Source organism: Loktanella atrilutea, from assembly GCF_900128995.1.
Taxonomy (GTDB): Bacteria; Pseudomonadota; Alphaproteobacteria; order Rhodobacterales; family Rhodobacteraceae; genus Loktanella; species Loktanella atrilutea.
Window position 1 is genome coordinate 101,697 of record NZ_FQUE01000010.1, and the last position, 22,222, is coordinate 123,918.

Genomic DNA, 22,222 nt, shown 5'->3' on the forward strand with positions numbered 1-22,222 from the left:
GCCGTCGCACGCAGGTGCGGCGGCCCTTCTCATTCAGGCCATGTGATCCGCGATGATCCCCGCGATCAGGTCCGGCGCCTCCTCGTGCGCCAGATGACCCAGCGGGCCAAGGCTGCGGTGTGTGGCGTGGGGAATCCTGCGCGCGGCATCTGCGCTGGTATCCGGCGGCACGGCGGTATCGTCCTCTCCGGTCAGCAGCAGGACCGGGACCGGCACGGCGGGCAGGCGTCGCGACAGCCCCCGCAGATCCCACTGCGCCATCATCCGCAACGTTCCGTCGACATGGTCAGGATCGGACGCAAGCCGGGCGTAAAGCGCCTGCCCCCGCGCATCGATCCGCGAACCGGTGCCAGCCAGCAACTGCCCGACGCGGGACGGGGTCGTCGTCGCGGCAAAGATGCGGGCGGTCAGCGGAACCGCCGCCATCGCCTTGGCCATCAGGGGAAAGAACAGGCCCGCCGCCCCTTCGAACGTCGCGAGGGCCGCGTTCAGCCCGATCACGCCGCGCGCGGGGTGCAGGCCGTCCAGCGTCATCTGCAATGCCACCGGCACCCCGGCGGAGTGTCCGACGATCAGGTCCGGCACCCAGCCTTCCTGTCGGCACAGGGCATTCAGGTCGGCGGCCATCTCGGCCACGCCGTGACGCCCGCGGCGGGTGGTGCGGGTGAAACCCTGACCCGGTAGATCCACGGCGACCACACGAAAGTCTTTCGACAGCAGGGGGAAGACGCCACGCCAGCTTTGCGTCGCACCCCCGGCCCCGTGCAGCAGCAGGATCAGCGGGCCGGTCCCCTGCTCCTGCACATGCCAGCGGTGCGGCGCGACATTCACCTGTCGGGACGCGTCGGCCATGGGCCAGTCCGGCGGCGGCGGCCAGCGCATCAGTCCGCCAGCGCCGCGCCGACGGTGGCGGACAGGCGGGCCGCATCGGCGCGCGGCATGGCGTAGTAGGGGGCCGCCAACGTCGTGGCGAGGTGCCGCAGGGCCTCGCTCGGCCGGTTGCCCGTGTCGATCACCAATGCCGCGTGTCCGGCGGCACGGATCAGGCGGGCGGCGGTCTTGGCATCCGCCCCGGCCCGCTGGCGGTCGGCCGTGCCGTCGCGCGCCATGTTCGCGCGGCCATCGGTCAACAGGCAGACCGTCGGCGTCATGCCCCGCCGCGCCGCCTGACCCGCCAGCAGCAGCGCGGCGTCCAGCCCGGCGGCCAAAGGCGTGCCGCCACCGCCCGGCAGGGCCGCCAGCCGTCGCTTGGTCTGCACCAGGCTGCGGGTCGGCGGCAGCAGCACGTCTGCCCCCGTCCCGCGGAACGCGATCAGCGCGACATGGTCCCGCCGGGCATAGGCCTGCGCCAGCAGCAGTTCGATCGCCCCCTTCGCCTCGGCAAGGCGGGCAAGCGCGGCAGAGCCGGAGGCATCGACGGCGAAGATCAGCAACCGCTCCGACCTTTCGGCAAAGCAGCGGATGTGAATGTCCGAGGCGCGAATGTGCAGGCCGTCGCGTCCCGTCTCGTCGCGCCTGATCTTCTGCCACGGGGCCGCCGCGCGCAGGGTTGCCACGACGTCGATGCGCCCCCCGCCCTGCAGCCGACCGGGACGAGAGGGCAGGGGCCTGCCGCGCGACATGCCCTTGCGCTGCGCACCGGTGCCGTCGCCCCGCCCCGCCCGCGCCTTTTGCGCCGCAAGACGTGCCAGCAGATCGTCGGGGATCAGGGCGCGGACCGCATCCAGCAGCATCTCTTCGGGGATCTGCAGGGTCGTATCGTCACTGTCGGGCTCCGCCTCGGCGCTTTCCCGTTCAGGCGGTGGGTCCGCCGCGGAGTCCTCGGACGACGCCTCCGGCATGCGGGTCGCGCGGTGCGACAGGGTCAGGGCGCAGGCCACGGCAAGATCCTCTTCCGTGACCTCTGCATGGCCCTTCAGGACCGCGTGCGCCCGTGCCGCCCGCAGGGCAAATCCTGCCGCCCGGGCACTGTCGATTCCGCAGGCGGCGCAAAGATGGGCGATCTGCGCGATCCGGTCCGCGTCCACGGTCACGGGATAGGGCTTCACGTTCTTTATCGCCGCGGTCACCGCGTCCGTCACGGCGACCTCCGTCAGATCCGCGTGAAAGGCGAGCCGTTCGGTCAGGGCGGCGGGCGGCGCCTCGTCCTCGGTCCCTTCGTCCAGCGCAATCAGGACGCGGGGCGTCAGGTCCAGATGCAGACACAGCCTGGCCGCAAGATCCACGGGGCAACGTTCCGCCATGGCCAGCTGCAACGGCCCCGACCTGTCCAGCACGCCGCCGCGCTGCACCAGTGTGCCGGTCGCCAGCGTCGCCGTCAGGTCCAGTCCGCCGTGCAAGGCATCGTCGCCCATCGCCGGGTGCAGGCGCAGGGCATCCGGCAGGGGCAGGGCGTCGCGCACCGGCCCCGACCTGGCCCTGATACGGATGCCGCCCAGCGCCGGGTCGATCGCCAGCAGGCGCAGGGCCAGCAGGGCGTTGTCCCAGGCCTCAGCCAAGGGTTTCCTCCACGATCCGCCCCACGCGGGCGCCGGTTCCGGCCTCGTCCAGCGGATCGCGGCGCAGGCGATGGCGCAAGGCCATCGGTGCCACGGCGCGGATGTGGCTGCGGGTCAAAGCGGTGTCGTCGCGCCATGCCGCATGGGCGCGGGCGGCCTTCAGCAGCGTCAGCTCGCCCCGCAACCCGTCCGATCCCAGCGCAAGGCACAGGGCAGCCACGTCGCGCAGGTTCGCCTCGCTGGTGGTCAGGTCCCTCAGGGCCTTGCGTGCAGTCACGATCCGGTCGCGGATCGTCGCATCCTCGGCCTGCCAGCGCAGCATGAAGGCCGTATTGTCGTTTTCGTAATCGTCGCGGCGGCGGATCACCTCGATCCGGGTTTCGATGTCCTGCGGGCTCGTGACCTCTACCGACAGGCCGAAACGGTCCAGCAGTTGCGGCCGCAACTCGCCTTCCTCGGGGTTGCCCGACCCCACCAGCACGAACCGCGCCGCATGTCGCACCGACAGTCCGTCGCGTTCCACGACGTTGACGCCCGATTGCGCCACGTCCAGCAGCAGGTCGACGATGTGATCCTCCAGCAGGTTCACCTCGTCGATATACAGATACCCCCGGTTCGCCCGGGCCAGCAAACCGGGCTGGAACGCCCGCTCGCCCTGCGCCAGTGCCCGCTCGATATCGAGGGCGCCGGTCACGCGGTCCTCCGACGCGCCCAGCGGCAGGTCGATCACCGGGGTCGGCACCTCTTTCAGCTTCCGCCCGGCCCTTGCCCAATCCGGTACATCGGCAACCTTGGCAGAGTTCACCGGGCAGCCGTCCACCATCTTGATCGGCGGCAGCAGGGCCGCCAGTGCGCGGACCGCGGTCGACTTGCCCGTGCCCCGATCGCCGAACACCAGCACGCCGCCGATGCTCGGGTCGATGGCGGTCAGGATCATCGCCTGCTTCATTTCGTCCTGTCCGACGATGGCAGAGAAGGGGAAGGGTGCGGTCATGCGGCCTCCTTGCGTGGTAATGACGTCAATGGCGACTGGCCGCCCCATGTGCCGTGGTCCGACAGCACGGTGAAGCGGGCATAGAGTTCCTCGGCGAACCAGCCTTCGCGGCGCACAGCGCGGATCGCCTCGGCATGGGGGCCGGTGCGGGCGAAGGCGTCCATCGCAGCCTGATCCGGCCAGATCGAGAAGGTGACCTGATGCAGCATCGGCACTTCCCCGATCCCGATCTTGAAGGTCACGTTGGGATCGCTGCCGATCGTGTCAGAGATGCGCGGCACCCGTGCCCAGAACCGCCGCAGGATACCAGGCCGGATCGTGGCGCGGGTCAGGGCCGCGAGGGGGCCGATCTCTGTGCGCTGCGTGACGAAGAAGGGAGACTGTCCCGACCATTGCCCTCTGACCGCGGTGGGGCACAGGAACACCGTCCAGGATTCGCAGGCCCGTGCGGCATACCGCGCAAAGATCGTGCCCTTGGTCCGGTTCTGCGCCGTCGTGGCATCCGGCCAGACCGCGAGAATCGCGATGACAGCAGGATTCGCCGTCGGCGTGAAACCGTGCCCGACCCCCGCGCCGCACAGCTTCCAGAAGCCGATATCGGGCGTGCGTGCCAAGGGGCTACGAGCAAGTGCCATCATGCCAAGCGCCCACGCCCGGGTGCGGAACCCGGCAAAGCGGTAAAGGCTCAGGCTGACGGTCTGGCTCATCGTGTCCTGCTATGATGTGTCAACCTATCCTGACACAGTTTACGAATGGATCAACCCCGACTGCGCCTGTTGCAGCGATCATCAGAATTATATTGTCAACTTTGATTGACACACGTAGCCTGAAGCCATGATGCAGGACGTTCCAGACACCGCTGCCGACACCCGCGCCATCGTCATCGGCGCCGGCCTTGGCGGCCTGTCCGCCGCCATGCGTCTTGGCGCCAAGGGCTATGCGGTCACGGTGATCGACAAACTGGACCGCGTCGGCGGACGCGGCAGCTCGATCACGCAGGGCGGCCACCGCTTCGATCTCGGCCCGACCATCGTCACCGTGCCGCAGGTCTACGATAAGCTCTGGGCCGCCTGTGGCCGCGATTTCCACGCCGACGTCGATCTGCGCCCCCTGACGCCCTATTACGAGATTCGCTGGCCCGACGGTTCCGTCTTTCGCGTGACCGGCGATACAGAGGAGATGGCAGCCGAGGTCGCCCGCCTCTCGCCCGGCGACGTGAAGGGCTACCGGGCGTTCCTGCGCGACAGCCATGCCCGCTACAAGCTCGGGTTCGAGGGGATGGTCGCCCGCCCCATGCACAGCATCTGGGAAACGGTGAAGGTTCTGCCGCAGTTCGCCAAGCTGCGCGCCGACCGGTCGATCCTCGGCCTCGCCAAGGCGCGAGTGAAGGACGAGCGACTGCGCATGGCCCTTTCGTTCCACCCGCTCTTCATCGGCGGCGACCCCCGCAAGGTGACGTCGATCTATGCGTTGGTCAGCTACCTCGAAAAGGAATTCGGCGTGCATTACGCCATGGGCGGCGTGCAGGCGATTGCCGACGCGATGGCGCATGTCGTACGCGGGCAGGGCGGCACGATCCGGTTGAACCAGCAGGTCGACCGCATCACGGTTGCCGGTGGCGCGGCGCAGGGCGTCACGCTGAAGGACGGTCAGACCCTCGCCGCCCCCTTGGTCATCAGCAACGCCGACGCGGGCCACACCTACGGCACCCTGTTGAAGGATGCACCGCGGCGGCGCTGGACCGACGCCAAGCTGAAGCGGCGACGCTGGTCGATGGGCCTTTTCGTCTGGTATTTCGGCACCGCGGGCACGCGGGACCGATGGGCCGATGTCGGCCACCACACGATCCTCTCCGGCCCCCGCTACGATGGCCTGCTGCGCGACATCTTCCACCACGGCAAACTGGCCGAGGACATGTCGCTCTACGTCCACCGGCCCTCCGTCACCGATCCCTCCGTCGCGCCGCCGGGCGGCGACACCTTCTATGCGCTGTCGCCGGTCCCGCATCTGGGCCACGCCAATTCCATCGATTGGCAAGCCGAAAAGCTGCGCTACCGCGACAAGGTGGCCAAGGTGCTCGATACGCTGATCCCCGGCTTCCGCGACCACCTCACGACCGACCTGATCTACACGCCGGAAGATTTCCGTGACCGCTACCTCTCGCCCCACGGCGCCGGGTTCTCTCTCGAACCGCGCATCCTGCAATCCGCGTATTTCCGCCCCCACAACATCAGCGAGGAGGCGCGTGGCCTCTACCTCGTCGGTGCCGGCACCCATCCCGGCGCGGGCGTCCCCGGCGTCGTTTCCAGCGCAGAGGTGCTGGGCCAGCTGATCCCCGACGCCCCCCCATGTCCCCGCCCTCAAGATGGCCGCCGAATGACCGCCCACGGAATCACGCCCGCCGACCTCGACCATTGCCGCCGGGTGATCCGCACCGGATCCCTGTCGTTTCATGCCGCCTCCCGGCTGCTGCCTACCTCCGTCCGCGATCCGGCGCTGGCGCTCTATGCCTTCTGCCGCCTTGCCGATGACGAGGTGGACGAGGGCGCCGACAAGACCTCCGCCGTCCTACGCTTGCGTGACCGCCTCGACCTCGCCTATGCCGGGCGCCCCCGCAACGCGGCAGAGGATCGCGCCTTCGCCGCCATCGTCGCCGCCTACGACATGCCCCGCGCGCTGCCCGACGCCCTGCTCGAAGGGCTGGCATGGGACGCGCAGCACCGCCGTTACGCCACCCTCTCGGACGTGCGGGCCTATTCCGCCCGCGTCGCGGCGGCGGTGGGGGCGATGATGTGCGTGCTGATGCAGGTGCGCTGCGCTGACACGCTGGCACGGGCCTGCGACCTCGGGGTCGCCATGCAGCTGACCAACATCGCCCGCGACGTGGGCGAGGATGCGCGCGAAGGCCGCCTCTACCTGCCAACCGACTGGCTGGCAGAGGCGGGGCTGACTCCCGCCGCCTTCCTTGCCGACCCGCGGCCCGGCCCGGCGCAGCGCCTCATGGTGCGCCGCCTGCTGGCAGAGGCCGATCACCTCTACCGCCGGTCAGAGGCGGGGATCGCCGGCCTGCCGCGCAGGGCGCGCCTCGGCATCTGGGCCGCGCGGCTGATCTACGACGGGATCGGCGGGCAGGTCCGGCGGCAGGACTACGATTCGATCAGCCGCCGCGCCCGAACCTCGCGCCTGCAAAAGCTTCTCTGGATCGGGCAGGCGACCGGCCTGACCGCCGCGACCTTCGTGATGCCGCGCCCCGCCGTGATGTATGCGCCGCCGCTGGCAGAGGTCGCCTTTCTGGTAGATGCCGCGGGCCGCCAGACCCGGCCCGCCCGTCGCTCGACCGCCGTGCTCGACACGCTGGCAGAGCTGTCGCGCCGCGAGACGGGGCATGGACAGGGCCGTCAAAGCGCCTAGATAGAGGGGCATTCGCCTCCGAAAGGCCCGCCCCATGTCCGTCACGCTGTTCCTTATCTTCCTCGCCGCGACCTTTGCCGCCGGTGCCACCGGCGCGCTTTTCCCCACCGGCGAATGGTACAAGCGCCTGAACAAGCCCGCGTGGACGCCGCCGAACTGGGCGTTCCCGATCATGTGGACCACGATCTACGTGCTGATTGCGATCGCGGGCGCGCGGGTGGCGCCGCTTGCGGGCAATCAATACGCGATGGGATTCTGGGCGGTCCAGATCGCGCTGAACGCGCTCTGGACGCCGGTCTTCTTCGGCCTGCGCCGCCTTGGGGCATCCCTGCCGGTCATGGCCTTCCTCTGGCTGGCGGTGCTGGGGGCCACCATCACGCACTTCAGACTCGATTTCTGGGCCGGGCTCGCCTTCGTGCCCTACCTGGCCTGGGTCACGGTCGCCGGGGCGCTGAACTGGTCGGTCTGGCGCCTGAACCCGCATCAGAAGCCGCTGGAAATCCACAAACTGCCGTAAGGCGGCTTGAAGCGGGCGTGCCTTTGGTGTCACGTTCGCCCATGTCGCATCCCATCCCCACCTGGGCCGAAACCGCCCCCCGCCTCGTCGCCGTCGCCGCCGGTCGTGACGCAGCCGACCTCGTCGTCCGCAACATCCGCCTCGTCAACGTCCAAAGTCGAGAGATCCTCGACGGCTGGCAGGTCGCCGTGGCCGCTGGGCGCTTTGCCTACGTCGGCCCCGACGCCACCCATTGCATCGGCGCGGAGACGCAAGTCATCGACGGTCGGGGCCGCTATCTGATCCCCGGCCTCTGCGACGCACACATGCACATCGAAAGCGGGATGCTGACCCCGGCGGAGTTCGCCGCTGCCGTGATCCCCCACGGCACGACCAGCATGTTTACCGACCCGCACGAGATCGCCAATGTGCTGGGCCTCGCCGGCGTGCGGATGATGCACGACGAGGCACTGATGCAGCCCGTCAACATCTTTACCCAGATGCCGTCCTGCGCCCCCTCCGCGCCGGGACTGGAGACGACGGGTTACGAGATCACCGCCGCGGACGTGGCCGAGGCCATGCAATGGCCCGGCATCATCGGTCTGGGCGAGATGATGAACTTTCCCGGCGTCATCAATGGCGACGCGCAGATGCTGGCAGAGATGGCGGCAACCATGTGCGCCGGCAAGACCGTGGGCGGCCACTACGCCAGCCCCGACAAAGGCATCCCCTTCCACGCCTATGCCGCCGGCGGCGCCGCCGACGATCACGAAGGCACCGCCGAAGCCGACGCCGTGGCCCGCGTGCGGCAGGGCATGCGCTCCATGATGCGCCTCGGGTCGGCATGGTACGACGTCGAAAGCCAGATCGCCGCCGTCACAAAGCGCGGCCTCGATCCGCGGAACTTCATCCTCTGCACCGACGACTGCATGGCCGGCACGCTGGTCAACGACGGCCACATGAACCGCGTTGTCCGCCACGCGATCAGTTGCGGCTGCGACCCGGTGGTGGCGCTGCAGATGGCGACGATCAACACCGCGACGCACTTCGGGCTGGAACGCGAACTGGGTAGCATCGCGCCGGGACGCCGCGCCGACATGATCCTGACATCCGACCTGACCACACTGCCCATCGAGCATGTGATCGCGCGGGGACGGACGGTGGCAAAGGACGGACAGATCACGGTGGACTGCCCGCACTACGACTGGCCCGATACCGCACGGGCGACGGTGCACCTTGGCAAGGCGCTGGACGCCGACGCCTTCGCCGTCAAGGCGCCCCACGGCGCCAATGCCGTCACTGCCAAGGTGATCGGCGTCGTGGAAAATCAGGCCCCGACGAAAGCGCTGACCTTCGAACTGCCCGTGACCGAAGGCCGCGTGCAGGCAAGCGGCGAGGTCTGTCAGATCGCCCTCGTCGAACGCCACCGCGGCACCGGGGGTGTCACCAACGGCTTCGTCTCGGGCTTCGGCTACACGGGCGACATGGCCATCGCCTCGACCGTTGCGCACGACAGCCACCACATGATCGTCGTCGGCACCGACCGGGACTGCATGGCGCAGGCCGCGAACCGGTTGCAAGAGGTCGGCGGCGGCATCACCGTCTGGAAGGACGAGGCAGAGATCGCCCTCGTCCGCCTGCCCATCGCCGGCCTGATGTCCGACCGCCCGGCGGCCGAGGTCGCCGCCGACGCCGAGGCGATGGTCGCCGCCATGGCCGCCTGCGGATGCACCCTCAACAACGCCTACATGCAGCATTCCCTGCTGGCCCTCGTCGTGATCCCGGAACTGCGGATCAGCGACCTCGGGCTGGTGGACGTCACCGCATTCCAGCTCACCCCGCTGTTCGAGGGCCAGCCATGACCGACATCCGCCCCCTGCGCTGCCCAGACGTGCCCGCACCCGAAGCCTTCGACGATGCCGCCGCCGCGGTCGCGCGCCTGTGCGACCTCTACGATGCGGCCACGGCCTTTCTGACCGACCATTTCAGCGAGGTGCTGCGCACCGGCAGGTCCGACGCCAGCTATCGCGCCTATTACCCCGAGGTCCGGCTGACCACGACCAGCCATGCGCCGACCGACAGCCGCCTGTCCTTTGGCCACGTCCCGCAGCCCGGCACCTATTCCACCACGGTCACCCGGCCCGATCTCTTTCGCCACTATCTCGAACAGCAGATCGGCCTGCTGATGCAGAACCACCGGGTGCCGGTGACGATCGGCGCCTCCACCACGCCGATGCCGGTGCATTTCGCCGTGGCGAACGACGCCACCGTCACCGTTCCGCAGGACGGCGCCGCCGATTTCCACCTGCGCGACATCTTCGACGTGCCGGACCTGTCGACCACCCACGACGACATCGTCAACGGCCACGGCTTTCTCTATCCCGACGGCGCCGCACCGCTCGCCCCCTTCACCGCGCAGCGGGTGGACTACTCCCTGGCGCGGCTGTCGCACTACACAGCGACCGACGCCGCGCATTTCCAGAACCACGTCCTCTTCACCAACTACCAGTTCTATATCGAGGAGTTCGAGGTCTTCGCCCGCGCCATGCTGGCCGACCCCGACAGCGGCTATACCGCCTTCGTCGGGCCGGGCAATCAGGTCATCACCGATGCGGACGCGCCGATGCACACGCCGGCAAAGCTGCCGCAGATGCCGACCTACCACCTGAAGCGCGAACAGGGCGCCGGGATCACGCTGGTCAACATCGGCGTCGGACCCAGCAACGCCAAGACCGCCACCGACCACATCGCCGTCCTGCGCCCCCACGCCTGGCTGATGGTCGGCCATTGCGCTGGCCTGCGCAATTCCCAGCGCCTCGGCGATTTCGTCCTCGCGCACGCCTACCTGCGAGAGGACCACGTCCTTGACGACGACCTGCCGGTCTGGGTGCCGATCCCGGCGCTTGCCGAAATCCAGATCGCTCTCGAGGACGCGGTCGAGGCCGTGACCCGTCTGGAGGGCTACGAGCTCAAGCGCATCATGCGCACCGGCACCGTCGCCACCATCGACAACCGCAACTGGGAACTGCGCGACCACTCCGGCCCGGTGCAACGCCTGTCGCAGTCCCGCGCCGTGGCGCTCGACATGGAAAGCGCCACCATCGCCGCCAACGGCTTCCGCTTCCGCGTGCCCTACGGCACGCTCCTCTGCGTCAGCGACAAGCCCTTGCACGGAGAGCTGAAATTGCCGGGCATGGCCTCTGATTTCTATCGCAGTCAGGTCGCGAACCACTTGATGATCGGCATCCGCGCGATGGAGGCGTTGCGCGAAATGCCGCTGGAACGCATCCACAGCCGCAAATTGCGTAGCTTTGAAGAGACAGCTTTCCTGTGAACCCCGAAAAACAGGTGTTTTTGCACGATTTGGGGCTTGCGCGACCTCGCAAAGCGTTGTGGTGTCACGCAACATGACGTTAAATGACCGACAATCGGCCCCATAGACGGGGCGCCACCTTCAGGGAGACACGACCAATGGCAACCAAACCGATGACCAAGGCAGCACTCGTCACGGCGCTGGCCGAAAAGACCGGCATGGACAAGAAGTCCGCAGGCGCCGCGCTGGACGCAGTGACCGAGATCATCACGGACGAAGTGTCCGGCGGCGGCGCAGTGACCCTGCCGGGCGTCGGCAAGATCTACTGCCGCGAGCGTCCCGAGCGGATGGTGCGCAACCCCGCCACGGGCGAGCAGATGAAGAAGGACGCCGACAAGGTCGTCAAGATGACGATCGCCAAGGCGCTGAAGGACAGCGTGAACGGCTGATCTTGCATCTTGCAGGGAATAGGGAAAGGGTCGCCGCGGGCGGCCCTTTTTTTATCGAGGTGATATGGATTTCAAGGCTTTGTTCATGGGCTTCGCCTTCGCGGCGATGTGGTCCTCGGCCTTCACCTCGGCCCATGTCATCGTGGAATACGCGCCGCCCTTGACGGCGCTTTCGCTGCGGTTCCTGATCTCGGGCCTGCTGGGCTGCGCCATCGCGCTGGCGCTGGGCCAGTCGTTCCGCCTGACCCGCCGCCAGTGGACCGGGGTGCTCGTCTTCGGGCTCTGCCAGAACGCGCTTTACCTCGGGTTGAACTTCATCGCGATGCAGACGGTGCAGGCCTCTCTGGCCGCGATCATCGCCTCGACCATGCCGCTGCTGGTGGCGCTGTCCGGCTGGCTGCTCTTCGGCACGAAGGTGCGGCCTCTGGGTGTCGCGGGCCTCGTGGCCGGTGTCGTGGGTGTGACGCTCATCATGGGCGCGCGGCTGACCGGGGGCACCGATGTCGCGGGGCTTCTGCTGCTGATCGTGGGCGTCGTGGCGCTGACGGCGGCGACGCTTGCGGTCATGGGGGCCTCGTCGGGGGGCAACGTGCTGGCCATCGTGGGCCTGCAGCTGCTGGTGGGCTCCGTCCTGACCGCGATACCGGCCGTGCTGACCGAACCCTTCGTCGTGGACTGGAACGCCCACCTGATCATCGCCTTCTTTTACACGACGTTGGTCCCCGGTCTGGCAGCGACATGGGTCTGGTTCCTCTTGGTCGGCCGGATCGGCGCCGTCCGCGCCAGCACCTTCCACTTCCTGAACCCGTTCCTCGGCGTGCTCATCGCCGCCGGCTTTCTGGGGGAAAGGATCGGTCCGCTGGACGTCGTCGGCGTGATCGTCATCGCCGGCGGCATCCTCGCCGTGCAACTCAGCAAGCAGGTTGCCCCATCACCCTAACGTGATCTATATTTGAACGGCAATGGAACCAGTCCCGCAATGGACGGTTAACCTTGCGCAAACAGGGAAGGTTTCGTCATGCGCAGCGTTATTTACATCATCGGTCTCGTCGTCGTGGTCATTTTCGTTCTGAAGATCGCCGGCGTCTACTAAAACGACGACCGTTCAAGGTGTAGTGGCCGCGCCGATCCAACCCGATCGCGCGGCCTTTTTCATGGACCCAGCTTCTGATCATGCAGAAACGCCTCGAACGCATCCAGATCCATGCCTGCGATCTGGCCGAAGGCCTGCATCCACACGGCGGCATCGCGCAGGGCATCGGGCTCCAGCTTGCACCACTTCACCCGCCCCCGCTTTTCCTGCGATATGAGCCCGGCCGCCGTCAGCACGCCAAGGTGCTTCGAAATGGCGGCCAGCGACATCCGGAAAGGTTCGGCCACGTCCGTCACTGCCATGTCGTCTTCCAGCAGCATCGACAGGATCGCCCGACGGGTCGGATCCGCAAGGGCGGAAAAGGTGCTGTCCAGATCGGATGTCATCGGTCCATTAGGCAACAGGTCGATGAAACGTCAACCAAACGGTTGAATGACAAGAGGCCGATCGCAGGTGTCAAAACGCGCGCCAGCAGGTCATACCACCAGTAAATTCCACAACTAAATCAGCGCCATAGCATCTCGCCACCCCTGCTTGACTCGCAGCCCCGTGCCGCATAGACCCTCCAGAGTTATTTACGGGGCCTTCACCACGTGTCAGACCGCCCGGACCCAGACGATCCCGCCGCCCGCATGAGGGCGCTCGAGGAAAAGCTGGCCGCCCGCAGGCAGACGACGCAGGGCGATGCCCCGAAGGACGGTCACTATCAGGGTCAGCTGGCCTGGCGCATGGTGATCGAGCTTGTGGCCGGTCTCGGGATCGGTTTCGGCATCGGATACAGTCTGGACCGGGTCCTTGGGACCCTTCCGATCTTTCTGGTGCTGTTCGTCTTTCTGGGCCTCGCGGCCGGTGTGAAAACCATGCTGCGGTCGGCCCAAGAGGTGCAGAGACAACAGATGGCGGGCCAGGATGGGCCGACCGCCAGGAACGAGGGTGACAGACGTGGCTAGTCATACGGCAACCGAAACGACAGACGCAGCGACCCACGGTGCGGGCGAAGCCGTGATGCACGCCGACGCCGTCGGCGCCGGTGATGCAGCGGCCGACGGTGCGGCGGCCGGCCACGATGCCGGCGGCCTCGTGTTCCACCCGCTCGACCAGTTCCTCGTCCGGCCGATCTTCGGCGAGGGCGGCATCTTTCACCCGACGATGCCCGTCCCCGAAATCCACTGGTACACGCCGACCAACGTGACGCTCTGGCTCGCCCTTGCCGTCTTGTGCGTCGTGCTGCTTTTCGTCGTCGGCTCCCGCGGTCGCGCCACGGTGCCGACCCGCACGCAATCGGTGGCGGAACTGTTCTACGGCTTCACCCACAAGATGGTCGAAGACGTCTGCGGCAAGGAGGGGCTGAAATACTTCCCCTACATCATGACGATCTTCGTCTTCATCCTTTTCGCTAACTTCCTCGGCCTGCTGCCGATGTCCTTCGCCACCACCAGCCACATCGCCGTCACTGCGATCCTCGGCTTCGGCGTCTTCTTCGCCGTGACGATCCTCGGCTTCGTGCTGCATGGCGCATCGTTCCTGAAGCTTTTCTGGATGACGGATGCCCCGCTGATCCTGCGCCCCGTCATCGCGGTGATCGAGCTGATCTCGTACTTCGTGCGTCCGGTCAGCCACTCCGTCCGTCTGGCGGGCAACATCATGGCCGGTCACGCCGTGATCAAGGTCTTCGCGGGCTTCGCCGCGATCGCCCTGATCAGCCCGGTGTCGATCCTCGCGATCACCGCCATCTACGGGCTCGAGGTGCTGGTCGCCGGCATCCAGGCCTACGTCTTCGCAATTCTGACCTGCGTGTATCTGAAAGATGCGCTGCATCCCGCACACTAGGGTCCGTTTCCTCACCATCCCTCAAATTCCATCGTAAGGAGAAAATCATGGAAGGCGATATCGCAAACATGGGTCAGTTCATCGGTGCCGGTCTGGCTGGCATCGGTTCGGGTGCAGCCGCCATCGGCGTCGGCACCGTGGCAGGTAACTTCCTGGCTGGCGCACTGCGCAACCCCTCTGCCGCCGCTTCGCAAACCGCGACGCTGTTCATCGGCCTGGCCTTCGCAGAAGCTCTGGGGATCTTCTCGTTCCTCGTCGCTCTGCTGCTGATGTTCGCAGTCTAAGACCGCACGACATCCTTACGACTTTCCGGTGCGGGGCAGCCCCCGCACCGGACGGTTGAAACGAAACGGTAACCGGGGACCAAGATGGCAACTGAGAACGTCGTCGCTACGGAAGTCGAAAGCGGAATGCCGCAGCTCGATTTCTCGACATTTCCGAACCAGATCTTCTGGCTTCTGATCGCGCTTGTCGTGATCTATCTGGTCCTGTCCCGGGTCGCCCTGCCGCGCATCAGCGGTGTTCTGGCGGAACGGTCCGGTACCATCTCCAACGATCTTGCCGCCGCAGAGGACTACAAGCTGCGCGCGACCGAGGCAGAGGCGGTCTACGAAAAGGCCCTTGCCGACGCCCGCACCGAATCCAACCGGATCGCCGATCAGGCCCGTGCCGACGCGCAGGCCGAACTGGACGCCGCCCTTGCAGAGGCCGACGCCCGGATCGCGGCCCAGACCGCAGAGGCAGAGGCCAGCATCGCCGAGATCCGTGCCAGTGCCACCGAGAACGTCGCCATCGTGGCGAAGGATGTGGCAGAGGCACTCGTCGCCGCGATGGGGTCCACCGCCGATCAGGCGACCATCGACGCCGCCGTCAACGACCGGATGAAGGGTTAAGCCATGCGTTATCTGATGATCCCGCTCTTCGCCGTTCTGGCCTCGCCCGCGATGGCGGCCACCGGGCCCTTCGTCTCGCTGCACAACACGAACTTCATCGTGCTGCTGGCTTTCCTGCTCTTCGTCGGCATCCTGCTCTTCATGAAGGTGCCTTCCAAGATCGGAGAGATGCTGGACAAGCGCGCCGACGGCATCCGCGCCGATCTGGACGAGGCCCGCGCCCTGCGCGAAGAAGCCCAGTCCCTGCTGGCGTCCTACGAGCGCAAGCAGAAAGAGATGCAGGAGCAGGCCGACCGCATCGTCGCCAACGCCCGCACAGAGGCAGAGCGTTCCGCGCAGGCTTCCAAGGACGACATCGCGGCCTCCATCGCCCGGCGTCTCGCCAGCGCGGAAGAGCAGCTTGAAAGCGCCCGCGCCGCTGCCGTCAAGGATGTGCAGAATCGCGCCGTGACCGTTGCCGTGGCCGCCGCCAAGGACGTGATCGCCAAGCAGATGGATGCCGGACGGTCCAACGCGCTGATCGACGAGTCGATCGCCACGGTCAAAGCCAAGATGCACTGACACCGACCACACGGTCGACGATTTATAGGGCCCCGGCATCTGTCGGGGCCTTTTGCCATCAGCGCTGGTGTTCGATGTCCAGCCGCTTGCGGGCAAAGCCCTCGTTCTGGTCGGCCTTCCGCTGGTCGTTCATCGCACCCTCGACGTAGTCCATGTGCGCGTTGATCGCGGCCTTCGCGGCCGCCGGGTCCCGTGCCTGAATGGCGACATTGATCGCCCGGTGCTGGCCCAGCAGATCCCCACGCGTCAGCCGCTGCTGGAACATCACGGCCCGGTTATAGAACACCCCCTGCCGCAGCAGGTCGTACATCGACCGCATCATGTGCAGCAGGATGATGTTGTGGCTCGCCTCGATCACGGCAAGGTGGAAATCCGCGTCAAGCTGCGCCTCCTCCGTCGGGTCGGACTTGCGGTGCGCGGCCTCCATCTTGCGGAACACCGTGTCGATCACCGCAAGGTCGGTATCCGTTCCGTGCCGCGTCGCCCGTTCAGCCGCCAGCCCCTCCATGTCGCGGCGAAAGCTGATGGTGTCGTGCAGGGCGATCGGGTGGTCCGCGAACAGCCGGATCAGGGCAGGGGCAAAGGCGCTGCCCAGCACATCCGCCACGAAGACACCCGCCCCCGCGCGCGCGGTCAGCAGCCCGCGCGTCTGCAGATCGGCCAGCGCCTCGCGCAACGACGGGCGAGAGACGTGCATCCGCTCGCTCAATTCGCGCTCCGACGGTAACCGCTGGCCGGGTCGCAGGATGCCGCGCAGGATCAGATCCTCGATCTGGCGCGCGATGCCGATGGACAGCTTTTCCTGTGTGACGGGCTCGAAGGGCATGCGGCAAACTCTGTGGGGTGGCGGGACGATAGGATCAATCGATGGGGCGGACAAACGAAAAGGGGCCGCCCGCACGGGCAGCCCCTTCCGCATATCGAAGGATCCGACGCTTAGTTCGGCGTGATGACGATGTCCACGCGGCGGTTCTGCTGACGGCCTTCGGCGGTCAGGTTGGTCGCCACCGGCTGGTCCTCGCCACGGCCGATCGACCGGATACGGGCCGAAGACACGCCGTTCGCGATCAGCACCGACGCGACAGACTGCGCACGACGGGTCGACAGGTCGGCGTTGAAGGACGCGGCACCCACATCGTCGGTGTGACCGATGACGTTGACGGTCGAATTCGGGTACTGCTGCAGCGACTGCGCCAGCGTCGACAGGTTGCCCTGTGCAGAGGCGGACACGGTGGTGGAATTCGTGGCGAACAGGATGTCCTGCGGCAGCGTCACGGTCAGGTTCTGGCCGTTGTTCACGATGCCCACGTTGCCGCCCATCTGGTTGCGCAGTTCCTGTTCCTGCTTGTCCAGCGCGTTGCCGACCGTGGCACCGGCTGCGGCACCCAGCGATGCACCGATCAGACCGTTGCGGATCCGCTCGGATTTGTTGTCGCCGGTGGCGGCACCGGCCAGCGCACCAAGGCCAGCGCCGATGGCGGCGCCCTGACCGGTCATGCGGTTGTCGTTCGGGCCGCCGGTGCCGGCACAGGCGGTGGTCAGGGCCAGCGCAGCGGTGGCCAGCGTCAGGTTCAGGCGTGTCAGGGTGATCATGTGATTCTCTCTCTTCATTGGACCCGGTAACATGGGTGAGTCTCTGGCGCGGTTATGTCGCAACGCACGGCGCTATCCAATAACGCTGAAAAGTCAGGCGATGTTCCGCCGAATATCACCTTTTTGTGACTCTTCCCGCGCCGACTCCCACGCCAGCAAGGTCCGCTTGACCGGCAACCCCCAATGATAGCCCCCCAGCGCCCCCGACTTGCGCAGGGCGCGATGGCAGGGGATCAGCAGGCTGACCGGATTGCGCCCGACGGCGGTGCCCACGGCACGCACCGCCTTTTCCAGCCCGATCGATCGCGCGATTTCCGAATAGGTCGTGACCTGCCCGCTGGGAATACGCAACAGCGCCTCCCAGACCTTGATCTGCAGGGGGGTGCCGATCATGTGCAGCCGTGCCTCGCCCGTGCCGGTCAGCGCTGCTTCCGTCCAGCCCGCCACCGCGTCCCGATCCTCGGTGAAGGTGGCCAATGGCCAGCGCCCCCGCAGGTCCGCCATGGCGGCGGCACGCCCGGTCTCTGCCGCAAAGGCAAGCCCGCAAAGCCCCCGCTCCGTCGCCATCGCCAGCACCGGGCCGAAGACGCTGTCGCACCAGCCCCAGCGCACCGTCAACCCCTCGCCCTGCCGGGCGTATTCGCCGGGGGTCATCGCCTCCCACCGCAGGAACAGGTCGTGCAGGCGGCTGCTGCCGGACAGCCCGACCGCATCCGCCACCGCCAGCGTGGTGAAATTCTCGCGCAGCATCGTTCGCGCATGATCCAGCGCCAGAAACTGCTGATACCGTTTCGGCGAGACGCCGACCCATGTGGTAAAGACCCGCTGCACGTGACTGGCGCTCATCCCCAGTGCATCGGCCAGATCGGCCAGCGACAGGGGGTCGCCCCGGTGGGTGTCGATCATGTCGATGGCGCGGGCCATGACGGCGTAATGATAAGGTGCGTGTTCCATGCGACCAATCTAGGCGACGGCGCGTGCTGCGGCGACCCGGAACTTGCGCATCCGCCGCTGCCCAAGGCACAAGGGCGCATGGCAAGACAACTCGACTATCCCACGATCCGCGAAATCTTCACCCGCTTTCAGGCGGCGGAACCCGAACCGCAGGGAGAGCTGGAGCATGTCAACGCCTTCACCCTCGTCGTCGCGGTCGCCCTGTCCGCGCAGGCGACCGACAAGGGCGTGAACAAGGCGACCCGTGGGCTCTTTGCCGTGGCCGACACACCGCAGAAAATGCTGGACCTCGGCCTCGACGCGCTGACCGACCACGTCAAGTCCATCGGCCTCTACCGCCAGAAGGCGAAGAACGTGATGAAGCTCAGCCAGATCCTCGTCGACGACTACGGTGGAGAGGTCCCCAATTCCCGCGCCGCCCTGCAGTCGCTGCCCGGCGTCGGGCGCAAGACCGCGAACGTCGTCCTGAACATGTGGTGGGCGCATCCCGCCCAGGCCGTCGACACCCATATCTTCCGGGTCGGCAACCGCACCGGCATCGCGCCCGGCAAGGACGTGGACCAAGTGGAGCGCCGGATCGAGGATCACGTCCCCGCCGATTTCCAGCGCCACGCCCACCATTGGCTGATCCTCCACGGCCGTTACACCTGCGTCGCGCGCAAGCCGAAATGCGCCGCCTGCCTGATCCGCGACCTTTGCGGGTTCGAGGACAAGACGCTCTAGACCGCCCCCAGCCACAGCGCATCCAGCGCGTCGATGGCGGCGGCATCAAAGCGATGCGCCTCCTTCCAGTATTTCCCGCTCGGCACGCGGTAATCCAGCCGCGCCTCCTCGGCCAAGGCCGTGCCCACCCTGTCTTCGTCGAAGGCCGCAGGCCGCACCGGCAGATCGCCGGGTGCTGCGCGGGGAAAGACCAGCCGGCTGTCCTCCGTCGACAGGTTCACGCAGGCGCAACCGGCCCGGGCCGCCATCACCTGCAACCGCGCCGATTTCGCCGGCAGTGACCGCAGCGTCACATCCGCCCGCAACGGGTCCGCCGTCCCAGTCCCGTAGAAATGCGTCGCCCCGCTGGCGGGATAGACCATGTCGCAACCCAGGAACGCCATGACGCTGGGTTGCAGCGCCCCCAGCGCCCAGTAGCCCGCGGTAAAGGCCATCGTCCCGCCCGCATAGACGAAGCCGCCGAAGTCGTTCTGCACCGGCACGTAGTCGCCGGCCGTCACGATCCGCTGCCCGTCGCGCAGGGCAGGGGGCCGCCGCTCTACGGGGAAGTCCGAGGGATGGATCAGGTCGTCCCAATCCGCCCGCACCCGCCAGGCATTGTTGATCGCCACGATCCGGTCGAACGGCGCGCGCGGCCAGTTCGCGCAGGTGACCACCGAGGGGCCCGATCCGAGGATCAGGACGACGCTCACCGCCCTTCCGCCGTGCGCGGTGGGGCGGTGCGATAGCGTCCCGTGGCCTCGAACGCGGCACCGATCGCCAGCAACGCAGAATCGTCGTAGGCCCGCCCGGCAAAGGTCAGTCCGACCGGCATGCCGGTATCCGCCATTACGCCCATCGGAACCGTCACGGTCGGGATCCCCAGATGCCGGATCGCCAGATTGCCGTTGGCGACCCAGACCCCGTTGCGCCACGCGCAATCGGCGCTGGCCGGGTTCACGTCCGCATCCGCAGGCCCCACGTCCGCCACCGCCGGAAACACCACGGCGTCCAGCCCATGGCGGTCCATCCAGTCCTCCAGATCGACCCGCCGCGTCTCCTCCAGACCGCGCAGCCCCTCGGCCAGCGTGGGAATGTCGTTGAAATCCGTCACGCCATGCTGCCGCGCATGCGTGGGATAGTCGGCGATATCGTCCTCGAACCCGGTATAGCGGTCGGGCAGGCTGCCGGGCGGTCTGGGAAAGATCAGCGTGCCGTCCACATCCGCGACCCGCAACAGCGCCGGGTCGCCGTTGTCGCGCAGGAAGGTGTCCCAACCCCAGACCGACAGCTCCACGATCTCGCGCTTCAGATACCCCTCCGGCAGCAGCCCGCGCGTGGCGATGGTCGGGCAGCCGGGCCGGTCTCCCTCGTAGTGCGACACCACCGGAAAATCGACCGTCACCACCTCGGCCCCCGCTGCCTCCAACGCGGCCCGCGCGGCCTCCCACAGCGCCATGACTGACGCGCGCGTCTCGATCCGCTGCCCGGTCGGCCCGCCGATGCCGGGCCGCACCGCCGTTCCGGCCTTGGGGTCGGCGTTGATGTACATTGCAGGCACCCCGAACCGACGCCCCTTCAAGGACGCCCCCGCAAGGGCCGCATAGGACGCAGGCCGTACCTCCGACGCCCGCGGCAGGGTGATCCAGGGCTGGCTGCGCCACAGGTCGCCCGTGGTCTCGGGATCGTCGGCGACGATTACCTCCAGCACTTCCAGCATGTCGGCCATCGTGCGCGTGTGCGGCACCACCACGTCCATCGTCGGCACCAGCGGCCAGTTCCCCCGGACAGAGATCACGCCGCGGCTGGGCGTATAGGCGCAGAGCCCGTTGTTCGACGCCGGCGCCCGCCCGCTCGACCAGGTCTCCTCGGCCAGCCCGAAGGCGGCAAAGCTCGCCGCCGTCGCCGTCCCCGACCCGTTGGAGGAGCCGGAGGCGAAGGCCGCCGTCAGCCAGTCGGCGCTGTAGGGCGACTCCGCCCGGCCATAAAGGCCGCGCTGCATCCCGCCGTTCGCCATCGGCGGCATGTTCGTCAGCCCGATCAGCACCGCCCCCGCCGCCCGCAGCCGGGCGATGGCAAAGGCGTCATCCGTCGCCACCAGATCGGCAAAGGCGGGCGAGCCCGCCGCCACCGTCAATCCGCGCACCTTGTAGCTGTCCTTGGCGGTATAGGGGATGCCGTCCAGCGGCCCCCGCACCGCCCCCGCCGCCCGCCGCGCGTCCGACGCCTGCGCTTCGGCCAGCGCGGCGGGGTTCAGCACCGGCACCGCGTTCAGGCACGGCCCCGCCCGGTCGAACCGCGCGATGCGGTCCAGGTATAACTCCACCAGCCCCACGCTCGTCACCGCGCCCGCCTCCAGCGCGGCGCGCAGGTCGGCGATCCCGGCCTCGGCCACGTTCATCGCGGGCTGGGCTGCTGCTGGGTGATGCAATGGATGCCGCCGCCACGGGCAAACAGCTCCCGCGCATCGACACCGACCACCGCGCGCCCCGGATAGGCCTGCCCAAGGATGTCCCGCGCCTGCGCATCCGCCGCATCCTCGCCGAAGGTGCAGGCGATCACCGCCCCGTTGATCACCAGATGATTGATGTAGCTGTAGTCGACGAAGCCGTGCGCATCGGTCAGCGCCGCGGGCGCCGGAATGTCGATGATCTCGAACCGGCGGCCCTGCGCATCGGTCTCGCCCTCCAGCTGTGCCCGGATCGCCTGCATGACGGCGTGATCGGGGTGGGACGCATCGCGCTGCTGGTGCAGCAGGATCACCCCCGGCTGCGGCAGACAGGCGACGATGTCCACATGCCCCCGCGTGCCGAAGGCATCGTAATCCCGCGTCAGCCCGCGCGGCAGCCAGATCGTCTTCTCCGCCCCCAGCGTCCGCGCGAACTCCTCCGCCACGCGGCCCGCGTCCGCATGGGGATTGCGCTCCACCCCCAGTTGCACCGTCTCCGTCGCCAGCAAAGTGCCCGCGCCGTCCACATGGATGCCGCCGCCCTCGTTTACCAGCAGCGACGGTACTAACGGCACCCCGGCGATCCCGGCGATGAAGCGCGCCAGATCGCGGTCGTGCGCCGCACTCGTCCAGTCCGCACCGCCCCAGCCGTTGAAGATCCAGTCGACCGCCGCCAGCCCGCCCTGCACATCATGCACGAAGGTCGGCCCCGAATCGCGCAGCCAGAAATCGTCGATCCGCCGCTCCACGATCTCGATCGCGCCGTCCAGCATTCGCCGCGCGCGCACGACTTCCGTCGGGTCCACGATCATCGTCACCGGCTGGCGCGCCGCAATGGCGTTCGCCACCGCCGCCCAGGCCGCATATCCCGCCTCGCGCGCGGCAGAACCCTCGCCCAGCGTCGCGCCTTCGCGCGGGAACGCCATCCAGACCCGGTCCTGCGGCGCCGTTTCGGCCGGCATGTGCCACGTCATCGTCTCGTCTCC

Annotated in this window: 23 protein-coding genes and 1 pseudogene; 13 read left to right on the top strand and 11 right to left on the bottom strand. The window is 67.6% G+C overall.

The annotated features are described in order from the left end of the window. Window positions 1–33: 33 nt before the first annotated feature. The 4 genes from bchO to crtA are packed head-to-tail and all read right to left on the bottom strand — an operon-like array spanning window position 34 to window position 4,199. Window positions 34–852: an alpha/beta fold hydrolase BchO gene (bchO, locus tag BUA54_RS16810; RefSeq protein ID WP_245810746.1), complete on the bottom strand. Its 819-nt coding sequence runs from the start codon at window positions 850–852 to the stop codon at window positions 34–36. 29 nt (window positions 853–881) lie between these two features. Further along, entirely contained in the window at window positions 882–2,498 is a 1,617-nt protein-coding gene (locus BUA54_RS16815; protein WP_072858424.1) for a magnesium chelatase subunit D, read from the bottom strand. Then, window positions 2,491–3,492 (bottom strand): magnesium chelatase ATPase subunit I, encoded by a 1,002-nt coding sequence (gene bchI / locus BUA54_RS16820; protein ID WP_072858425.1) that lies wholly within the window; start codon window positions 3,490–3,492, stop codon window positions 2,491–2,493. Before bchI ends, BUA54_RS16815 begins: the two co-directional genes overlap by 8 nt. Then, the gene (gene crtA / locus BUA54_RS16825; protein WP_072858426.1) at window positions 3,489–4,199 is read right to left on the bottom strand and encodes a spheroidene monooxygenase; all 711 of its coding nucleotides are present in this window, start codon (window positions 4,197–4,199) and stop codon (window positions 3,489–3,491) included. Before crtA ends, bchI begins: the two co-directional genes overlap by 4 nt. 208 nt (window positions 4,200–4,407) lie before the next feature. Between crtA and BUA54_RS21825 the strand changes: the two are divergent. The 7 genes and pseudogenes from BUA54_RS21825 to BUA54_RS16860 all read left to right on the top strand — a co-directional run. Beyond that, window positions 4,408–5,775 (top strand): annotated as a pseudogene (locus BUA54_RS21825) (phytoene desaturase); the annotation flags it as partial. 93 nt (window positions 5,776–5,868) lie between these two features. Then, the gene (gene crtB / locus BUA54_RS21830) at window positions 5,869–6,903 is read left to right on the top strand and encodes a 15-cis-phytoene synthase (RefSeq protein ID WP_218588300.1); all 1,035 of its coding nucleotides are present in this window, start codon (window positions 5,869–5,871) and stop codon (window positions 6,901–6,903) included. Between the two features lie 34 nt (window positions 6,904–6,937). After that, window positions 6,938–7,420, top strand: a complete 483-nt coding sequence (gene tspO / locus BUA54_RS16840; protein ID WP_072858427.1) for a tryptophan-rich sensory protein TspO — start codon at window positions 6,938–6,940, stop codon at window positions 7,418–7,420. A 41-nt stretch (window positions 7,421–7,461) separates the two neighbouring features. After that, on the top strand, window positions 7,462–9,261 hold the full coding sequence (ade, locus tag BUA54_RS16845) for an adenine deaminase (RefSeq protein WP_072858428.1): 1,800 nt from the start codon (window positions 7,462–7,464) through the stop codon (window positions 9,259–9,261). After that, on the top strand, window positions 9,258–10,733 hold the full coding sequence (locus BUA54_RS16850) for an AMP nucleosidase (protein WP_072858429.1): 1,476 nt from the start codon (window positions 9,258–9,260) through the stop codon (window positions 10,731–10,733). Before ade ends, BUA54_RS16850 begins: the two co-directional genes overlap by 4 nt. A gap of 137 nt (window positions 10,734–10,870) precedes the next feature. Continuing rightward, entirely contained in the window at window positions 10,871–11,161 is a 291-nt protein-coding gene (locus tag BUA54_RS16855; RefSeq protein ID WP_072858430.1) for an HU family DNA-binding protein, read from the top strand. 64 nt (window positions 11,162–11,225) lie between these two features. After that, a complete protein-coding gene (locus tag BUA54_RS16860; RefSeq protein ID WP_072858431.1) occupies window positions 11,226–12,101 on the top strand; it encodes a DMT family transporter in 876 nt (291 codons plus the stop codon). 212 nt (window positions 12,102–12,313) lie between these two features. On the opposite strand, the gene BUA54_RS16865 is transcribed toward BUA54_RS16860, so the two are convergent. Next, window positions 12,314–12,640 (bottom strand): ArsR/SmtB family transcription factor, encoded by a 327-nt coding sequence (locus tag BUA54_RS16865; RefSeq protein ID WP_072858432.1) that lies wholly within the window; start codon window positions 12,638–12,640, stop codon window positions 12,314–12,316. Window positions 12,641–12,886: 246 nt separating this feature from the next. On the opposite strand from BUA54_RS16865, the gene BUA54_RS16870 reads away from it, so the two are divergent. The 5 genes from BUA54_RS16870 (at window position 12,887) to BUA54_RS16890 (ending at window position 15,538) form a co-directional block, all read left to right on the top strand. Beyond that, window positions 12,887–13,204 (top strand): AtpZ/AtpI family protein, encoded by a 318-nt coding sequence (locus tag BUA54_RS16870; RefSeq protein WP_072858433.1) that lies wholly within the window; start codon window positions 12,887–12,889, stop codon window positions 13,202–13,204. A 55-nt stretch (window positions 13,205–13,259) separates the two neighbouring features. Beyond that, window positions 13,260–14,084, top strand: coding sequence for a F0F1 ATP synthase subunit A (locus BUA54_RS16875; RefSeq protein WP_072858470.1), 825 nt, complete (start codon window positions 13,260–13,262; stop codon window positions 14,082–14,084). A 47-nt stretch (window positions 14,085–14,131) separates the two neighbouring features. After that, on the top strand, window positions 14,132–14,368 hold the full coding sequence (locus BUA54_RS16880) for a F0F1 ATP synthase subunit C (RefSeq protein WP_072858434.1): 237 nt from the start codon (window positions 14,132–14,134) through the stop codon (window positions 14,366–14,368). A gap of 84 nt (window positions 14,369–14,452) precedes the next feature. Beyond that, window positions 14,453–14,977, top strand: coding sequence for a F0F1 ATP synthase subunit B' (locus tag BUA54_RS16885; RefSeq protein ID WP_072858435.1), 525 nt, complete (start codon window positions 14,453–14,455; stop codon window positions 14,975–14,977). A gap of 3 nt (window positions 14,978–14,980) precedes the next feature. Next, window positions 14,981–15,538 carry a F0F1 ATP synthase subunit B gene (locus BUA54_RS16890; RefSeq protein ID WP_072858436.1) on the top strand — a complete coding sequence of 186 codons (558 nt, stop codon included), beginning with the start codon at window positions 14,981–14,983 and terminating at the stop codon, window positions 15,536–15,538. Window positions 15,539–15,596: 58 nt separating this feature from the next. On the opposite strand, the gene BUA54_RS16895 is transcribed toward BUA54_RS16890, so the two are convergent. The 3 genes from BUA54_RS16895 to BUA54_RS16905 all read right to left on the bottom strand — a co-directional run bounded on the left by BUA54_RS16895 (window position 15,597) and on the right by BUA54_RS16905 (window position 18,085). Beyond that, complete coding sequence (locus BUA54_RS16895) at window positions 15,597–16,364, bottom strand: FadR/GntR family transcriptional regulator (protein WP_072858437.1); 768 nt, start codon at window positions 16,362–16,364, stop codon at window positions 15,597–15,599. Window positions 16,365–16,474: 110 nt separating this feature from the next. Continuing rightward, on the bottom strand, window positions 16,475–17,131 hold the full coding sequence (locus tag BUA54_RS16900; RefSeq protein ID WP_143155475.1) for a YiaD family glycine zipper/OmpA-like lipoprotein: 657 nt from the start codon (window positions 17,129–17,131) through the stop codon (window positions 16,475–16,477). 93 nt (window positions 17,132–17,224) lie between these two features. Further along, a complete protein-coding gene (locus tag BUA54_RS16905) occupies window positions 17,225–18,085 on the bottom strand; it encodes a methylated-DNA--[protein]-cysteine S-methyltransferase (RefSeq protein ID WP_072858438.1) in 861 nt (286 codons plus the stop codon). 78 nt (window positions 18,086–18,163) lie between these two features. Here BUA54_RS16905 and nth point away from each other — a divergent pair, with 78 nt between their 5' ends. Continuing rightward, window positions 18,164–18,808: an endonuclease III gene (gene nth / locus BUA54_RS16910; RefSeq protein ID WP_072858472.1), complete on the top strand. Its 645-nt coding sequence runs from the start codon at window positions 18,164–18,166 to the stop codon at window positions 18,806–18,808. On the opposite strand, the gene BUA54_RS16915 is transcribed toward nth, so the two are convergent. Genes BUA54_RS16915 through BUA54_RS16925 form a run of 3 tightly spaced genes read right to left on the bottom strand, consistent with a single transcriptional unit; the run spans window position 18,805 to window position 22,210 of the window. Beyond that, window positions 18,805–19,500 (bottom strand): hypothetical protein, encoded by a 696-nt coding sequence (locus BUA54_RS16915; RefSeq protein ID WP_072858439.1) that lies wholly within the window; start codon window positions 19,498–19,500, stop codon window positions 18,805–18,807. The genes nth and BUA54_RS16915 overlap by 4 nt on opposite strands. Then, window positions 19,497–21,218 carry an amidase gene (locus BUA54_RS16920; RefSeq protein ID WP_245810748.1) on the bottom strand — a complete coding sequence of 574 codons (1,722 nt, stop codon included), beginning with the start codon at window positions 21,216–21,218 and terminating at the stop codon, window positions 19,497–19,499. The genes BUA54_RS16915 and BUA54_RS16920 overlap by 4 nt, the downstream gene beginning before the upstream one ends. Further along, window positions 21,185–22,210, bottom strand: coding sequence for an agmatine deiminase family protein (locus tag BUA54_RS16925; RefSeq protein WP_072858441.1), 1,026 nt, complete (start codon window positions 22,208–22,210; stop codon window positions 21,185–21,187). Before BUA54_RS16925 ends, BUA54_RS16920 begins: the two co-directional genes overlap by 34 nt. Between the last annotated feature and the right edge of the window lie 12 nt (window positions 22,211–22,222).

Excerpts from the sequence above, each read along its gene's own strand:
- bchO (WP_245810746.1), bottom strand. The coding sequence starts at position 852 with ATGGCCGACGCGTCCCGACAGGTGAATGTCGCGCCGCACCGCTGGCAT.
- bchI (WP_072858425.1), bottom strand. The coding sequence starts at position 3,492 with ATGACCGCACCCTTCCCCTTCTCTGCCATCGTCGGACAGGACGAAATG.
- crtA (WP_072858426.1), bottom strand. The coding sequence starts at position 4,199 with ATGAGCCAGACCGTCAGCCTGAGCCTTTACCGCTTTGCCGGGTTCCGC.
- crtB (WP_218588300.1), top strand. The coding sequence starts at position 5,869 with ATGACCGCCCACGGAATCACGCCCGCCGACCTCGACCATTGCCGCCGG.
- tspO (WP_072858427.1), top strand. The coding sequence starts at position 6,938 with ATGTCCGTCACGCTGTTCCTTATCTTCCTCGCCGCGACCTTTGCCGCC.
- ade (WP_072858428.1), top strand. The coding sequence starts at position 7,462 with ATGTCGCATCCCATCCCCACCTGGGCCGAAACCGCCCCCCGCCTCGTC.
- BUA54_RS16850 (WP_072858429.1), top strand. The coding sequence starts at position 9,258 with ATGACCGACATCCGCCCCCTGCGCTGCCCAGACGTGCCCGCACCCGAA.
- BUA54_RS16855 (WP_072858430.1), top strand. The coding sequence starts at position 10,871 with ATGGCAACCAAACCGATGACCAAGGCAGCACTCGTCACGGCGCTGGCC.
- BUA54_RS16860 (WP_072858431.1), top strand. The coding sequence starts at position 11,226 with ATGGATTTCAAGGCTTTGTTCATGGGCTTCGCCTTCGCGGCGATGTGG.
- BUA54_RS16865 (WP_072858432.1), bottom strand. The coding sequence starts at position 12,640 with ATGACATCCGATCTGGACAGCACCTTTTCCGCCCTTGCGGATCCGACC.
- BUA54_RS16870 (WP_072858433.1), top strand. The coding sequence starts at position 12,887 with ATGAGGGCGCTCGAGGAAAAGCTGGCCGCCCGCAGGCAGACGACGCAG.
- BUA54_RS16875 (WP_072858470.1), top strand. The coding sequence starts at position 13,260 with ATGCACGCCGACGCCGTCGGCGCCGGTGATGCAGCGGCCGACGGTGCG.
- BUA54_RS16880 (WP_072858434.1), top strand. The coding sequence starts at position 14,132 with ATGGAAGGCGATATCGCAAACATGGGTCAGTTCATCGGTGCCGGTCTG.
- BUA54_RS16885 (WP_072858435.1), top strand. The coding sequence starts at position 14,453 with ATGGCAACTGAGAACGTCGTCGCTACGGAAGTCGAAAGCGGAATGCCG.
- BUA54_RS16890 (WP_072858436.1), top strand. The coding sequence starts at position 14,981 with ATGCGTTATCTGATGATCCCGCTCTTCGCCGTTCTGGCCTCGCCCGCG.
- BUA54_RS16895 (WP_072858437.1), bottom strand. The coding sequence starts at position 16,364 with ATGCCCTTCGAGCCCGTCACACAGGAAAAGCTGTCCATCGGCATCGCG.
- BUA54_RS16900 (WP_143155475.1), bottom strand. The coding sequence starts at position 17,131 with ATGATCACCCTGACACGCCTGAACCTGACGCTGGCCACCGCTGCGCTG.
- BUA54_RS16905 (WP_072858438.1), bottom strand. The coding sequence starts at position 18,085 with ATGGAACACGCACCTTATCATTACGCCGTCATGGCCCGCGCCATCGAC.
- nth (WP_072858472.1), top strand. The coding sequence starts at position 18,164 with ATGGCAAGACAACTCGACTATCCCACGATCCGCGAAATCTTCACCCGC.
- BUA54_RS16925 (WP_072858441.1), bottom strand. The coding sequence starts at position 22,210 with ATGACGTGGCACATGCCGGCCGAAACGGCGCCGCAGGACCGGGTCTGG.